This is a genomic window from Nocardia sp. (assembly GCF_025465275.1).
GTDB lineage: Bacteria > Actinomycetota > Actinomycetes > Mycobacteriales > Mycobacteriaceae > Nocardia.
Genome location: NZ_JAODNK010000028.1, coordinates 1 through 13534, shown reverse-complemented (window position 1 = coordinate 13534; position 13534 = coordinate 1). Strand labels below are relative to the sequence as shown.

17 protein-coding genes are annotated in these 13534 nt (G+C 66.1%); 11 read left to right on the top strand and 6 right to left on the bottom strand.

Annotated elements, in window-relative coordinates; genetic code table 11:
• Window positions 1-2: 2 nt before the first annotated feature.
• Genes JWN03_RS07280 through JWN03_RS07270 form a run of 3 tightly spaced genes read left to right on the top strand, consistent with a single transcriptional unit; the run spans window position 3 to window position 3513 of the window.
• Window positions 3-1592 (top strand): flavin-containing monooxygenase, encoded by a 1590-nt coding sequence (locus JWN03_RS07280; protein WP_297611586.1) that lies wholly within the window; start codon window positions 3-5, stop codon window positions 1590-1592.
• Window positions 1589-2434, top strand: coding sequence for a mycofactocin-coupled SDR family oxidoreductase (locus JWN03_RS07275; protein ID WP_297611583.1), 846 nt, complete (start codon window positions 1589-1591; stop codon window positions 2432-2434). Before JWN03_RS07280 ends, JWN03_RS07275 begins: the two co-directional genes overlap by 4 nt.
• Window positions 2431-3513: an alpha/beta hydrolase gene (locus tag JWN03_RS07270; protein ID WP_297611579.1), complete on the top strand. Its 1083-nt coding sequence runs from the start codon at window positions 2431-2433 to the stop codon at window positions 3511-3513. The genes JWN03_RS07275 and JWN03_RS07270 overlap by 4 nt, the downstream gene beginning before the upstream one ends.
• Here JWN03_RS07270 and JWN03_RS07265 read toward each other — a convergent pair whose 3' ends face one another.
• Complete coding sequence (locus JWN03_RS07265) at window positions 3514-3888, bottom strand: cupin domain-containing protein (protein WP_297611575.1); 375 nt, start codon at window positions 3886-3888, stop codon at window positions 3514-3516.
• An 81-nt stretch (window positions 3889-3969) separates the two neighbouring features.
• Between JWN03_RS07265 and JWN03_RS07260 the strand changes: the two genes are divergently transcribed.
• Window positions 3970-4416 (top strand): MarR family winged helix-turn-helix transcriptional regulator, encoded by a 447-nt coding sequence (locus JWN03_RS07260; RefSeq protein ID WP_297611572.1) that lies wholly within the window; start codon window positions 3970-3972, stop codon window positions 4414-4416.
• An 80-nt stretch (window positions 4417-4496) separates the two neighbouring features.
• Entirely contained in the window at window positions 4497-5105 is a 609-nt protein-coding gene (locus JWN03_RS07255; protein ID WP_297611570.1) for an APA family fibronectin-binding glycoprotein, read from the top strand.
• Here JWN03_RS07255 and JWN03_RS07250 read toward each other — a convergent pair whose 3' ends face one another.
• Window positions 5106-5966 carry a GNAT family N-acetyltransferase gene (locus tag JWN03_RS07250; RefSeq protein WP_297611568.1) on the bottom strand — a complete coding sequence of 287 codons (861 nt, stop codon included), beginning with the start codon at window positions 5964-5966 and terminating at the stop codon, window positions 5106-5108.
• Between the two features lie 125 nt (window positions 5967-6091).
• Here JWN03_RS07250 and JWN03_RS07245 point away from each other — a divergent pair, with 125 nt between their 5' ends.
• Both JWN03_RS07245 and JWN03_RS07240 read left to right on the top strand, forming a co-directional pair.
• Complete coding sequence (locus JWN03_RS07245) at window positions 6092-6409, top strand: hypothetical protein (protein WP_297611566.1); 318 nt, start codon at window positions 6092-6094, stop codon at window positions 6407-6409.
• A 52-nt stretch (window positions 6410-6461) separates the two neighbouring features.
• Window positions 6462-7556 (top strand): crotonase/enoyl-CoA hydratase family protein, encoded by a 1095-nt coding sequence (locus JWN03_RS07240; protein WP_297611564.1) that lies wholly within the window; start codon window positions 6462-6464, stop codon window positions 7554-7556.
• A 23-nt stretch (window positions 7557-7579) separates the two neighbouring features.
• On the opposite strand, the gene JWN03_RS07235 is transcribed toward JWN03_RS07240, so the two are convergent.
• Window positions 7580-8044 carry a MarR family winged helix-turn-helix transcriptional regulator gene (locus tag JWN03_RS07235; RefSeq protein ID WP_297611562.1) on the bottom strand — a complete coding sequence of 155 codons (465 nt, stop codon included), beginning with the start codon at window positions 8042-8044 and terminating at the stop codon, window positions 7580-7582.
• Between the two features lie 80 nt (window positions 8045-8124).
• Between JWN03_RS07235 and JWN03_RS07230 the strand changes: the two genes are divergently transcribed.
• Both JWN03_RS07230 and JWN03_RS07225 read left to right on the top strand, forming a co-directional pair.
• A complete protein-coding gene (locus JWN03_RS07230; protein WP_297611769.1) occupies window positions 8125-9102 on the top strand; it encodes a pirin family protein in 978 nt (325 codons plus the stop codon).
• A gap of 313 nt (window positions 9103-9415) precedes the next feature.
• On the top strand, window positions 9416-9718 hold the full coding sequence (locus tag JWN03_RS07225; protein WP_297611560.1) for an excalibur calcium-binding domain-containing protein: 303 nt from the start codon (window positions 9416-9418) through the stop codon (window positions 9716-9718).
• Between the two features lie 68 nt (window positions 9719-9786).
• Here the strand turns inward: JWN03_RS07225 and JWN03_RS07220 are convergent, their stop codons facing one another.
• Complete coding sequence (locus tag JWN03_RS07220) at window positions 9787-10008, bottom strand: DUF3618 domain-containing protein (RefSeq protein ID WP_297611557.1); 222 nt, start codon at window positions 10006-10008, stop codon at window positions 9787-9789.
• A gap of 158 nt (window positions 10009-10166) precedes the next feature.
• Here JWN03_RS07220 and bcp point away from each other — a divergent pair, with 158 nt between their 5' ends.
• Entirely contained in the window at window positions 10167-10640 is a 474-nt protein-coding gene (bcp, locus tag JWN03_RS07215) for a thioredoxin-dependent thiol peroxidase (protein ID WP_297611554.1), read from the top strand.
• A 111-nt stretch (window positions 10641-10751) separates the two neighbouring features.
• Here bcp and JWN03_RS07210 read toward each other — a convergent pair whose 3' ends face one another.
• Window positions 10752-12050: a hypothetical protein gene (locus JWN03_RS07210; RefSeq protein WP_297611551.1), complete on the bottom strand. Its 1299-nt coding sequence runs from the start codon at window positions 12048-12050 to the stop codon at window positions 10752-10754.
• Window positions 12051-12377: 327 nt separating this feature from the next.
• On the opposite strand from JWN03_RS07210, the gene JWN03_RS07205 reads away from it, so the two are divergent.
• Window positions 12378-13019 carry a TetR/AcrR family transcriptional regulator gene (locus JWN03_RS07205; RefSeq protein WP_297611766.1) on the top strand — a complete coding sequence of 214 codons (642 nt, stop codon included), beginning with the start codon at window positions 12378-12380 and terminating at the stop codon, window positions 13017-13019.
• Between the two features lie 28 nt (window positions 13020-13047).
• Here the strand turns inward: JWN03_RS07205 and acpS are convergent, their stop codons facing one another.
• The gene (gene acpS, locus JWN03_RS07200; RefSeq protein WP_297611548.1) at window positions 13048-13470 is read right to left on the bottom strand and encodes a holo-ACP synthase AcpS; all 423 of its coding nucleotides are present in this window, start codon (window positions 13468-13470) and stop codon (window positions 13048-13050) included.
• Window positions 13471-13534 lie beyond the last annotated feature (64 nt).

The following is a 13534-nucleotide window of genomic DNA, read 5'->3' as shown; positions in this document are numbered from 1 at the left end:
GGATGGCAAGTGACTATTTCGATGTCGCCATCATCGGGGCCGGACCGGGCGGAATAACCGCCGCTCACTATCTGCAACGCGCTGGCCTCACCAATTTTGTGATACTGGAGCGCGCCGACGATTTCGGCGGAAGCTGGCGGGACAACTTCTACCCCGGTCTCGCCGTCGATGTTCCGACGCTGTTCTACCAGTTCCCCTTCGCGCGAAAACCGAACTGGTCCAGGCTCTTTCCCGACGGACCGGAGATTCAGCGCTACAACCGGGATGTCGCACAGCGGCTCGGCCTCTACGCGCACTTCCGTGGAGGTTCCGCGGTGGAGCGCGAGGTCTGGGATGACGTGAACCAGGTCTGGGTGCTGGATATCGCAGGGCGAGAACCGGTTACCGCACGCTTTGTCATCAATGCGGTCGGCGGGTACATCAATCCGAAGTCCACCGATCAGATACCCGGCACCGACGGATTCGCGGGCACCATCCTGCGCCCCAACGCATGGGATCCCGAATACAGTTGCGCCGGAAAGCGAGTGGCGCTGATCGGCACCGGATCGAGCTCGGTGCAGATACTCTCCGCGATCGCGGGCGAGGCCCAGTCGGTCGATATCTATCAGCGGACACCGGCCTGGATCCTGCCCAAGCCGGACGCCGAAATCTCCGCGCGCGTGCAGAGGGTGCTGGCGCTGCCCGGTGTCGTCGCGGCACTCAACGGGGCGGTGCTGGCACTGATGGAACTGCCGCTGCAGCTCATTTGCAATGTGCTGCCGAAACTTCCGCGTTCGCTGCTCGCCGCGGTATTGCCGCAGTACGACAAGATTTGGCGGTCCGTGTATCGGCTGCTGCTGCGCCGGGAGGTCACGAACCCGGACGATCGCGCGGCGCTGGTCCCCGGCTACGGAATCCTCGCGAAGCGACCCATCCTCAGCAGCACCTTCTTCCCGGCACTCGCGCTGCCGTCGGTATCGCTGATCACCGACCCCATCGGACGTGTCACCACCGAGGGCATGCGCACCACGGACGGCGTCGAGCGACCGTACGACCTCATCGTGATGGCCACCGGGTACGAGTTGTTCACCGATCCGGAGTCGTACCGGACCGGGCGGATCATGGGCGAGTCCGGACAAGATCTCGCAGAGGACTACCGGCGCAATGGATTACGCAGTTACGGCGGCAGTGCGCACCCCGGCTTTCCGAACCGGTGGTCCCTGGTCGGCCCGCAAGGTTATGTCGGCGTCGCCTGGCACACCTTCATCGATCTGACGGCCCGGCATGCCGTCCGCATTATTTCCGAGGCCACCCGGCGGAAGGCCACGGTGGCACAGGTGCGGCCCGCGGCCTTCGATCGCTGGGTGAGCCGAATGCGCCGGAACGAGAAGCTGATTCGCACCTACACCGTCGACTGCAATCCGGGGCTTCGGACCTATTTTGTCAACTCACAGGGTGACGCGCTCTACTACCGTCCCCAAACCATCAGCGGCGCTTGGTGGTTCAGCAGGCACTCATCGTTCGACGACTACCAGTTCGCGCGCGGCGGCAAGCAGAGCGCTCCCACTTCGCAAAACACATCGGATCGACAAGAAATCGAGGCACGTGCATGACCGTCGCAGCATCCGGCGTTACGCCGCAAGAGAAGACGCTGACCGGAAAGGTCGCCTATGTGACAGGCGCAGCGCGCGGCCAGGGCCGTTCGCACGCCCTGAGCTTGGCGCGGGCCGGGGCGGATATCGTCGCCGTCGACGCCTGCACGAATACCGAGTTCAGCGGATATTCGATGGCGGAGCCGGAGGATCTCGCGGAGACCGCGCGGCTCGTCAAGGCCGAGGGCGGCAATATTCTGACCAAACAGGTCGATGTTCGCGATCTCGAAGGTCAGCAGAGCGCGGTGGCCGAGGCCATTGCCCAGTTCGGGCGGCTCGATGTCGTGGTGGCCAATGCGGGCGTGTGCAGTTGGGGCCGGCTCTGGGAGATCTCGGCCGAGCAGTTCGCCGAGACCGTCGATATCAATCTGACGGGCGTCTGGAACACCATCAAGGCCACGGTGCCCGCCATGATCGAGGCCGGCAACGGCGGCTCGATCATGACCATCAGCTCCTCGGCGGGTGTCAAGGCACCGCCCGGCTGCGGCCATTACGCCGCAAGCAAATTCGGCGTGGTGGGCCTGACGAAATCGCTGGCGATCGAGCTCGGCGAATACGGCATCCGGGTGAATGTCCTGCTCCCCTACGGCACCAATACACCGCTCGGCAACGACACCTCCATGTACAAGATGTTCGAGCAGTACCCGTCCTACGTTTACAGCTACACCCCCAACCTGCTCAAGCCCGACGGGCTTGTCGAGCCGGAAGAGATTTCGGATGTGGTGGTGTGGCTCGCGGGCGATGGATCCAGGGTCGTCACCGGCGCCCAGCTTCCGGTCGAGAAGGGGTTCCTGGCCCGGTGACCCAGCAGCACAGCGCCCCGGCGCCGGGTGTGGATCGCATCGCCAGGGCGCTGCTGCGCGGTTCCTCCCGCATACTGAAAATCGTTCGGCCGCAAACAGTCCGGAACTTCGATGTGATGATCGACGGCCAAACCCTGGATCCGGGTCTGCAGCGGGCCATGGGCCTGTTCAGTCTCATGTCCCGAAAGCCCATGAGCGACATCCCCCTTCGCTACTCCAGGTCGGCAATGAACTTCGGCGGCCGCATGCTCGGCCACGCATTACCGCAACGCCGGATCGAGGATCTGGAGATCAACGGGGACGGGGGACCGATTCCCGCACGGCTGTACACACCACTGGAGTTGTCCACCGGCGACGCTCTCATCGTGTTCTTCCACGGTGGCGGCTGGACGGTGGGCAGTATCGACGCCTGCGACAACGTCGCCCGCTTCCTGGCCGACCGCTCCGGATTCCCGGTGCTCTCGGTCGGCTATCGTCTCGCCCCCGAGCATCCGTTCCCCGCAGCGATCGACGACGCGATGTCGGCGTATCGGTTCGCCTACGAGAACGCCGAAGCGCTCGGCGCACTGCCGGAACGCATTGTTGTGGCAGGCGAGAGTGCCGGCGGCAATCTGGCGGCCGTCGTGTCCCAGCAGGCGACCGCGACAGGCCTTCCGCCCGCATTCCAACTACTCTTCTGCCCTATCACGGACGTCTCCCGGAAGCGACGCTCGTACTCGCTCTTCTCCGACGGCTATGTCCTGACCGAGGCCCACATGGATTGGTTCCGGGACAACTATCTACCGAACCCATTGCACGCCACCGACCCCCGAGCCTCACCGCTACTGGCGCCCAGCTTCACCGGACTCCCACCCACCTACGTCGCGGTATCGGGTTTCGACCCCCTCCGCGACGAAGGCGAAGAGTACGCCCAGCGCCTCCGGGAAGCCGGTGTCCACGTGACACTCCGCCGCCACCCCTCCCTGATCCACGGCGTCATCTACGGCACAGCATTCGGTGACACCGGGCGCTCCGTCCTACTGGAAGCCATTGGCGCCCTGCGCTTCGCGCTGGCCTTGGCCACACCGCCGGTGCGGTGATCAGTTCACCCAGGGCGGGTTCACGATTGTGCCGTCGGGGAGTTCGCCGGTGAAGCCGACTGCGACGGTGACCATGATGACAGCGGGGGCAGCCGCCGGGTTGTCGAGGCGGATGGTGGATCCGGCGGGGGCGACGGCCGCGTCGCCCGGGGTGAGGGTGCTGGGCTCGCCCTGAATGGTGATGGTGACGGCGCCTTCGAGGAGGACGAAGGCTTCCTCGCCGTGGATTCGGTGGGCTACGCCCTGGGTGCCGGGGGCGATCTCCAGGCGCCAGACGCAGAGTTCGGCGCTGCCGGTGGTGGGGCGGACCAGCGGGGTGAAGGTGGAGCCGTGCATCTGGTGGGACTCGACATCTGCGGTGCGGATTACTGACATGTGCACATCTCCTATTTAGTCAATCTACTTGTCTATATAGTCAAGCTTGTTGACTTTCTTGTCAAGTGCCAAGATGCACTCATGCCCGCACCCGCCCAGGATTTGCCGATGCTGCTGCTCGCGGCCGCCGCCCAGGTCACCGATGCCGTCAATCGCGGGGTCGTCGCGGCCGGGTTCACCGATGTGCGGCCTGCGCACGGCTTCGCCTTTGTTCGGATGGTGCCGAACGGGGCGGCGGTGGGTGAGATCGCCGAGCATCTGGGGGTGACCAAGCAGGCGGCCAGTCAGCTGGTCGATGAGCTCGTCAAAAGGGGTTACGCCGAACGCAATCCGCATCCGCACGACGCGCGGGCGCGCTTGATCACACTCACCGAGCGGGGCTGGGCGTGCACACGGGCCGCCGATGCCGCCGCGGCACAGTTCACCGAGCACTGGGCGAGGTCGCTGGGGCCGGCGGCGGTTGTCGAACTGCGGAATATGCTCGCGCACGTTGTCACGCCCGGCCGGGTGCGGCCGTCGGGCTGGTAGCCCGATCGTGATAATCCCGTCCGGCGCGGCGCGTCACCAGCCGCATAGGCACTGACCTGCACTGTTGTTAGCGTCGCGGGGTGGAACCGACCGTGTCGCCGCGCACCGCACACTGGGTCGTCGCGCTCTGCATTGTCGCTCTGGTCGCCTCGCTGGCGGGCATCGGCTATTCGGCGTTCCTGCAACTGCGCCGCTCCCACGACGAGGCCGATCGCATCGTCAGCAGCGCGGCGGGCATGAGTTTCCTGGCCCCCGACGGCTGGCAGCGGATGCCGCAGGAGGGCGACGACGATCATGTGATCTTCGGCCAGGTCGCGCTGGAGCAGGCCGGTGGCGGCGACGGGATGATCCTGATCGGCAAGCTCGACCAATCCCTGTTCGCCGCAGCCGAATCCGACGACACACGGGCCGCGTGCGCCGTCGGCTCCGGCATGGGCGAGTTCTTCTTCCCCGACTCCGGCAAGCGGGTGGACACCGAAACCCTCGATCTGGAAGGCCGCGAGGTCGCCGGAGAGTCGTGCTTCTACCGCATTGCCTTCGACACCGCCTCCAGCCCGGAAGCCGAGATCTATGCCGCCGTAGTCCAATCCGGCGACCGCCGCTGGTGGGTCAGCTGGCTCGGCAGCGCCAAAGCGCCCATCGACCGCGCCGCGGCCCAGCAGCTGGCCGAATCGATTCGCCCGCGGTAGTCAGCCGAGCTCGAGTGTCGTGACGCCGAAAACCCGTTCCTGACAATGGGATCGAACGGGACCGGTGTACATGCGCGCCGTTTCGAAACTGGGGACCAGGCCCGCTTCTTCGCACAGACGGACGGCGGACTCGTTGCACAACGGTGCGTCGATGGCCACAGGTGCTCCGCCGGACTGCGCGGCCAGTGCGGCGAGCAGCTGACGGGCGGTATCGGCACTGTCCGCGAACAGGGGCCCGATGCGGTGGGAATCCCTTGCGGGACGGACTGTTCCGAAGCCAGCGAGGTCCCCGTCCACAATGCGCACGATTGTCCGATGTCCCGGGTTTCCGAGCCAGGTGCGCAGGAATTCGGGGCGATCCGCCGGCAGGCAGGCGGAGTCGTAGTCGTGCACGTCCGCGGTGTCGGCGGCACCCATGATGCGCACGGTTCCATCGGGTGGCGGAAGATCCGGTATGCCGACGAAACGTGCTGTGTTGTAGGCGAGTTCGAATCCGCTGCGGCGATAGTTGCCCTGTTGATCCGGGACACCGTCCAGGCCGACAATGCGCCTGCCCGCGTGTGCGAGACCCGCTTTCCAGGTGGCGATGCCCAGCCCGCGACCGCGCAGTTCCGGGCGCACCAGGTAGAAGCCCAGGAACGCGAAGCCATAACCGTAGTTGACCACCGAGACGGCAGTGGCAGGCTCCCTGCTCAGGCGTCCGATGAGGAAGCCATCGGGATCCTGTGCGAAAAAGGCCGCTGCATCACGTAGTCCGGGGTTCCAGCCTTCGTCGGCGGCCCATCCGGTGACGGTTGTCCAGTCCTCCGGAGTGGCTCGATCGAAAACAAGATGGTCGGCGCTTGCGGCGGCATCCGGCATGGGTTTCACCGTAATCGCGCAGGACCCGCGCCGGTGGCGGAAAGCCCGGCGAACTACCCGGCAGCCGGTACTCCGCGCTGCGGTAGGGTCGGCTGGACATTGTGGACTACCTGCGGGGATGCGATATGGCCGACTACGCGCACTCCGATCATGCGAGCCGTAGCCGTGAGGACAAGGCTCGACGATTGGCGGCATTCATCTGGGCTCGCGGCATCAGCGGGCCGGAACTGCTGGAGTTGCCGCTGACGCAGCGGCGCAAGCTGGCCCGGGCCGCCGATACCAATCCGCCCAGCACCGATGAGACGTGGCAGGCGGTGGCGGAGCTGCTCGTCGAAAAGGACGGCTGGGCGGCGCGCAATCCGGAGCATCCGGCGGCGCAGCGGGAACATGCCGACGAGAAAATCCTCTGGGTGAAGCCGCCGATTCGGCCGTGGGGCGCCTGAACTTGCCCGGTAGCCCTTGACAGCAAGAAATGAACGGGGGTTCACTGCTTGGGTGTCAGCCGATTCCGAAAGCCCCGCCACCCCGGCCGGCGGCAGCCCCACGGGCAGCCCCTCCGGACCCTCCGAGCACCACTCCGGTACCCGCCCCGCCGCCTGGCGGGACGACCTCACCGGCGGCGAGGACTCGCTCTTCACCGGCCGCCCGCAGCCCGAGGGCGAAATCACCGGCCGCACACTGACTTACGAGGTGACCGGCCGCATCGCGCGCATCACCTTCAATCGCCCGAAGCAGGGCAATGCCATTACCTCGGACACTCCGATCGAATTGGCCGCCGCCGTTGAGCGCGCCGACCTGGATCCACGGGTGCACGTGATCGTGCTCAGCGGGCGCGGCAAGGGCTTCTGCGGCGGCTACGACCTGTCGATCTTCGCGGAGAACGGTTTCGAGCCCCCAGAAGGCGCACAGCCCACCGAGGGCACCGTGCTCGATCCGGTGGTGCAGGCGCGCAATCACAATCCCTGGGGCACTTGGGATCCCATGGTCGACTACGCCATGATGTCGCGCTTCAATCGCGGCTTCGCCAGCCTGCTCTACGCCAATAAACCGACGGTGGCGAAGGTGCACGGATTCGCCATCGCGGGCGGCACCGATATCGCGCTCTACGCCGACCAGATCATCTGCGCCGAGGATGCCCGCTTCGGCTACCCGCCCACCCGCACCTGGGGTATTCCGGCGGCGGGCATGTGGGCGCATCGTGTCGGCGATCAGCGCGCCAAACGGCTGCTGTTCACCGGCGACAGTCTCAGCGGCAAGCAGGCCGAGGAGTGGGGCCTGGCCATCGAGTCCGCGCCCGCCGATCAGCTCGACGAGCGCACCGAGGATCTGCTGCAACGCATTTCACAGGTCCCGATCAATCAGCTGATCATGGCGAAGCTGGCCCTCAACAGCGCACTTCTCAATCAGGGAGTAGCGAACTCCGGCATGATCAGCACGGTATTCGACGGCATCTCCCGCCACACCCGAGAGGGCTACGCCTTCCAATTACGCGCCGCCACAACCGGTTTCCGCGAGGCCGTCCGCGAACGCGACGAGCCGTTCGGCGACTGGAAACGCGCACAGTTCGACAAGCCCGCAAACGAAAGCTGATCGGCCGGAAGCCGGCACAGCTTTCAGCCGATGCCGGGCACGTCGGTGCGTTCGACTTCGACAACCACCTTGTCGGCCAGGGAGCGCACCGCGTCGGCTTCGGCCTCGGTCAGTTCGTCGATGAAGAGTCGGCGGACAAGTTCCACGTGGTTGGGTGCGGCGGTTTCCAGGGCCTGGCGGCCCGCATCGGTCAGTCGCACGTCACGCCCGCGGGCGTCGTCGACGGCCTGGCAGCGGTCGATCAGGCCGCGCGTGGCCATGCGGGTCAGATGCTTGGAGAGCCGGCTCTTGTCCCAGCAGATCTCCGCGCCGAGTTCCTTGGCGCGCAATTGCCCGCCCGCGGCCGAAAGCGCCACCAGCACTTCGTAGTCCGACATCGACAGGCCGTCCTGGGCGAGACCGGTGGCCATTGCCGCATCCAGCCGCTGCCGCATGCGAATGAACGACTGCCAGGTCGCCTGTTCCTGTTCACTGAGCCAGCGGGTCATGGAATACATAGTATCCCCCGTTGGTTGACATGGACACCAAAGGCGATTTCGATCACGCCGATGCCCAGCTAGGAGGTCTCATGCCTGCCATCACCGTCGACAACATCCTGGTGCTGCCCCGGCTGCCCCGGCCCGATGTCACCACCGCGAACCGGCCGGTCCAGAGTGTCGTCACCGCGCACTCGCAGATGGAAGGCGCCGGCTTCGAGGTGCGCCGCCCGTTTCCGAGCATGAATCTGCGCAGCGCCGACCCGTTCCTGCTGCTGGACGAAATGGGCCCGGTCACCTATGAGCCGTACGAGGCCAAGGGCGCACCCTGGCACCCGCACCGCGGCTTCGAGACCGTCACGTACATGCTCGACGGAACTATGGTCCACCACGATTCCAATGGTGGCGGCGGTGTCATGAACGAGGGCGACACGCAGTGGATGACCGCCGGCTCCGGCATCCTGCACGACGAACTGCCCGCCGAGGAACTCGTCATCGCGGGCGGCCGCTTCCACGGCTTCCAGCTCTGGGTGAATCTGCCCAAGACGCTGAAGATGACCGCGCCGCGCTACCAGGACCTGAAGGCCGGCGACCTCACCCTGGTCAGCTCGCACGACGGCGGCGCGCTGCTGCGCATCATCGCCGGAAATATCGGCGGCTTCGAGGGCCCCGGCTCCACACATACCCCCATCGCCTACGCGCACGCCTCCCTCAGTCCGGGCGGGCAGCTGGAAACCCCGTGGCCGCAACAGTTCACCGCCATGGTCTACGTGGTCTCCGGCAGCGGCACGGTCGGCGTGGAGCGCCGCCCCGTCACCGCCGGACAGCTGGTGGTCCTCGGCCGCGGCGACTCCCTCACCGTCGCGGCCGATCCGCAGCAGGAGACGCGCACCGGAGATATGGAAGTACTCCTGCTCGGCGGGCAGCCGATTCGTGAACCGGTCGTGCAGCACGGCCCGTTCGTCATGAATTCGCGGCAGGAGATCATCGAAGCCATCGAGGATTTCCAGGCGGGGCGGATGGGACATGTTCCGGCGGAACATCTTCGCGGCAGGCGATTGGGCGAATAAGCGCCCGGGGGACGTGCTCGCGCCCGATCTGCAGGAAACTCTGCGAGTCCTCACAGGATATAAGGCCTGGCGTCACGATACAGTGTCTGCCACAGGACAAATGGGACATGTTCCAGCGGAACACATCCCGTTCGGCGGTCCGTCGCATGGCTATTTACCTGGATGAATAGCCATACCGGTTGACAATGCAACGTTCCGCCGGAACTGTAGACGCCGGACCCGTACCGGCCACCGTGCCGCACCACCGCGGCAAGGGTGGCATCCGCGCCGAATCGGGCCGCCACCAACCTATTGCGCCGACATTGAGGAATACATGAACGTTCGCCGGCTTCTCGTCACCGCCAGCGTCGCGGGACTGACGACTCTTGCAGCCCCCGCCGCCCTTGCCCTCGCCGATGTGCCGACCGGGTCGTCCGGTACCGGATCCTCGGTCATCGACACCGGCTCCGGCGCGACCGGTTCGGCCAATCTCACCCAGACCGGTTCCGCGGGCGGCCAGTTCCGCAATTGCGACGAAGCCCGGGCGGCCGGCCGCGCGCCGCTCTTCCGCGGTGAGCCCGGTTACGGCCCGAACCTCGATCCCGACGGCACCGGAATGGCCTGCCCGACAGTCTGATCCGGTCTTACTTATGCTCGAAAACAAAGAACACCCGGTGCCGCAGTGGGCACCGGGTGTTCTTCGTCTCAGCGGAAGATCTTGACCAGCACCAGCGTCACGATCAGCGCGCCCGCGCCGATCAGGCTGTATTTGATCTTCGGCTCGTTCACCTTCGCGATCAGCGCGTGCTTGGTGTTGTCGGCCAACCGCTGCGGATCGGCCCGCACCGCCAGTTCGTCGAGGGTGCTGGCGAGCCGGCTCCGTGCGGCCTCGATCTCCCGCTCGATCGCCTCGGTATCTCTGGCCACGTCACACTCCTGTCTGCAAGCCGCGCTCAGCGGCACTGTCGTCTCGAGGTCGCTCGCGCGTCGGTCGTCAGGAATCGCTCAGCGCGTCCGGGTACGAGCCGACCTGCTCTGGAGTGTATAGCTCACATCGCGCCGGACCCGTCTACTACGGTGACGGCATGACCGAGAACCCCCGACTCAGTCCCGGCGATATCGCGCCCGCCTTCACGCTCCCCGATGCGGACGGCAAGGAGGTGTCGCTCGCCGACTACCGCGGCCGCAAGGTGATCGTGTACTTCTACCCGGCCGCGAGCACCCCCGGCTGTACGAAACAGGCCTGCGACTTCCGCGACAGCCTGGCCGAATTGAACGAGGCCGGGCTCGAGGTCATCGGCATCTCCCCCGATAAGCCCGCCAAGCTGGCCAAGTTCCGCGAGGCGGAGGGCCTGACCTTCCCGCTGCTGTCGGATCCGGACAAGGCCGTGCTGCTCGCGTACGGCGCGTTCGGCGAGAAGACCATGTACGGCAAGACCGTCACCGGAGTCATTCGGTCCACCTTCCTGGTGGACGAGAGCGGCAAGATCGAGGTGGCCCAGTACAACGTGCGCGCCACCGGACATGTCGCCAAGCTGCGCCGCGACCTGTCGGTATAGGAGTCTTTTCGACACAGAAATGAAAAGTCCCGGCCCCCAACCCGGGCCGGGACTCTTCACCTCGACACAGCGTCGCTGACGCCGAGACCTGGTTCCCGAAGGAACCCAGCTCTAGACGCCGCGCGGCAGCATCTGTGCCGCTGCCCACTGCAGCATCATGTTCCAGTGGTTGTCCCACCACTTGGCGAACTCCGGCGTGTCCAGCGCGGGCGGTGCGGTCTCACCCGAGAAGAGCCCGGTATCGGTGAGTGCGGCCGCGTGTGTCGGCGCGGGCAGGATGGAATCCTGATACAGACCCGTCTCCGGCTCCGGCTGCGACTTCACCAGCGGCTTGGACGGACGCCAATGCCCCGCATCGGGATTCGACGGACCCCAGTTCATGGTCGCCGGATCGATGGTAACCACATCCGGAGCGGGCGAGGCCACCGGAGCGGGCTGCTCGGAGAGCGGCGCGCCCACATCGGTCGGTGTGGCCGGACCACCCGGCTGACCGTCCGCGGGATTGCCCGCCGACCCGGTTTCGACCCCGGGTTGCGCGATGGGATGCGCACTGCCACTGGTGCGCGCATCCGCGGACACCCGGGAATCGGTCAGCATCGGCTCCGGCACCGACTTCGAATTACCGCTCGCCGCATACACTCCGCCCGCGACGAGACCACCCGCGAGCACGCTGGCGGCTGCGAAAAGAGCAGCGGTGCCCCGGGCGCGGCGAATGCGCTCGGCGGCCTCACCCGCGTACTCGGCCTCCGGCATGGCGGAGAGCGCCGCGCCGATAGCCGGTGCGGCCGCGGCGACGGAGCACGGAATGACGGGTGCGCCGAAACCGGCCTCCAGCGCCGCCTTGACAGCGGGTTCGCTTGCGGCGGAACCGATCAGCACCACCGCGTCCGGCTTCACCCCGGCCGCGTCGAACTGGTCCCAGGCGGCCGTCACGGCGGCCCGCATGGCCTCCTCGGTGGTACCGCCGCCGGTGAGCGACACCGCCGCGAGCACCCGGCTGCGGGTGGGATCGATGAGTGAGAAGGCCTGCGAACCCGGCACCACCTCACAGATGGCGAGATCGTCGAATTCGGCCACCCACGTCATGGCGCGCGCCACGGACAGGTGCGCGGCCTTCGCGGAGACCAGCGAGGCCTCACGCCACGCCCCGGCGGCCAGGCGGGTGACGATCGCCCGCCGCTCGGCGGAATCGCGGTAGGCGACGGCCGCACCCAGAATCTCCCGATCCGGGCCGAGCTTGCCCGCGATCTCCTCCAGCACCAGCTCGACCGCCTCGGCCAGATCGGCCTTCGTGTCGCCGATGATCTTCTCGACACGTTCCATGACCACGCGTTCTGGCAACTTGTCACCGTCGTCGGCGAGTGCCACGGCGCGCACGGTGCCGCGCTCGGTGGCAACGCCGATGGTCACCGCGGAACGAACAACAGCAGAAGCAACCACAGATCAGCCTTCCAACGTCGTCGTGCTACTCAGTGAAATAAACCCGGTAGTGAAATAGGCCCTGCGTTAAATGAGCGCTGAGACATGCAGCTGGGAAGCAGCTGCGATGAAGGTTCGTCGCCGTTCCCGGCGCGGATGGGTAAAAAACCGGGGCGACAGAAGGACACACGAACTACCGCAGCGTGTCATCGGAGTGTCGCTACCTCTAGGCTGTTGAACGTGGAAGCACGCACGGGAACCAGGTCGACGCGGCGACCGGACCCTGCGTTGGAGTTGCAGGACGATCCGCAGGAGCTCATGCCGCGGCGCCGGCCGACGCAGGAGCGGAGCAAACGCAAGTTCGACGCGCTGCTGCAGTCCTCCCGCGAACTGCTCGTCGAGGTCGGCTTCGAATCGTTCACCTGCGAAGAGGTCGCGGCCCGCGCGGAGGTGCCGATCGGCACCCTCTACCAATTCTTCGCCAACAAGTACGTCATCGTCTGCGAGCTCAATCGCCAAGACCTGGTGGCGGTTTCACAGGAGCTGGCCGACTTCCACGGCGAGATCCCGTCCATGGACTGGCTGCGGCATATGAACGCGCTGGTCGATCACCTCGCCGAACTGTGGATGACCGACCCGTCACGGCGCGAAGTGTGGCTGGCCATGCAGTCGACACCCTCGACGCGGGCCACCGGGGCGATTCACGAGAAGGAATTCGCCGAGGCGGTAGCGCAGATGTTGCGCTCGCTCATGCCCCGCACCCCGCGCGCCCGTCGTTCGATGATGGCGCAGGTGCTGGTGCATGTCGTCTATTCGATGCTGAATTTCTCGGTGCAGGACGGCCTCAGTCACGAGGACGCGGTCGCCGAACTCAAGCGCCTCATGGTCGCGTATCTGCTGATCGCCGAGAAGGAATCGCGGACGGGCGGGCAGCGCCTGCCGCTCGACGACAAGTTCTGAGTTCGAGCTCGCGAGGGACCGAGCCGCCTCAGCCCTGAATGAGGTCGGCGAGTTCGCCCGGATCCTCCAGCACCACCATGGCGGCCGCCATATCGCCGTCGTGCGTCAGCGACAGATGCACCCGTACCCGAGGCAGGAATTCGGCTGTGAGGCCGTGCAATTTGATGCTGGGGCGGCCCCAGGCGTCATTGACGACCTCGATGAGGGGATACGGATTGTCGCCGATCTGCGGGCTGCGGGCGAAACGCGAAGCGGCCCACGCCTTGATGACAGCTTCCTTCGCAGCCCACCGGGCGGCGTAACTGCGGGCCGGGTCGGTGCCTTTGCTTTGGCAATAGCGCCGCTCGCCCGCGGTGAAAGTCTCCCGGATCATGGTGGATCCGGGGCGTTCCAATTGTTCGGCGAACTCGGAGATGCACACCAAGTCCAGCCCGATACCAAGGATTGTCACTTTCTGGGACTCCTCGATTCTTTCTGTGAGTGCAGCCGATTGGGCTGCAACGTACCAGCGGAGC

What these genes read in the sequence shown, in the direction of transcription:
- JWN03_RS07280 (WP_297611586.1), top strand. Translation starts at nt 3, where the DNA reads ATGGCAAGTGACTATTTCGATGTCGCCATCATCGGGGCCGGACCGGGC.
- JWN03_RS07275 (WP_297611583.1), top strand. Translation starts at nt 1,589, where the DNA reads ATGACCGTCGCAGCATCCGGCGTTACGCCGCAAGAGAAGACGCTGACC.
- JWN03_RS07265 (WP_297611575.1), bottom strand. Translation starts at nt 3,888, where the DNA reads ATGTCAGTAATCCGCACCGCAGATGTCGAGTCCCACCAGATGCACGGC.
- JWN03_RS07260 (WP_297611572.1), top strand. Translation starts at nt 3,970, where the DNA reads ATGCCCGCACCCGCCCAGGATTTGCCGATGCTGCTGCTCGCGGCCGCC.
- JWN03_RS07250 (WP_297611568.1), bottom strand. Translation starts at nt 5,966, where the DNA reads ATGCCGGATGCCGCCGCAAGCGCCGACCATCTTGTTTTCGATCGAGCC.
- JWN03_RS07245 (WP_297611566.1), top strand. Translation starts at nt 6,092, where the DNA reads ATGGCCGACTACGCGCACTCCGATCATGCGAGCCGTAGCCGTGAGGAC.
- JWN03_RS07235 (WP_297611562.1), bottom strand. Translation starts at nt 8,044, where the DNA reads ATGACCCGCTGGCTCAGTGAACAGGAACAGGCGACCTGGCAGTCGTTC.
- JWN03_RS07230 (WP_297611769.1), top strand. Translation starts at nt 8,125, where the DNA reads ATGCCTGCCATCACCGTCGACAACATCCTGGTGCTGCCCCGGCTGCCC.
- JWN03_RS07225 (WP_297611560.1), top strand. Translation starts at nt 9,416, where the DNA reads ATGAACGTTCGCCGGCTTCTCGTCACCGCCAGCGTCGCGGGACTGACG.
- bcp (WP_297611554.1), top strand. Translation starts at nt 10,167, where the DNA reads ATGACCGAGAACCCCCGACTCAGTCCCGGCGATATCGCGCCCGCCTTC.
- JWN03_RS07205 (WP_297611766.1), top strand. Translation starts at nt 12,378, where the DNA reads ATGCCGCGGCGCCGGCCGACGCAGGAGCGGAGCAAACGCAAGTTCGAC.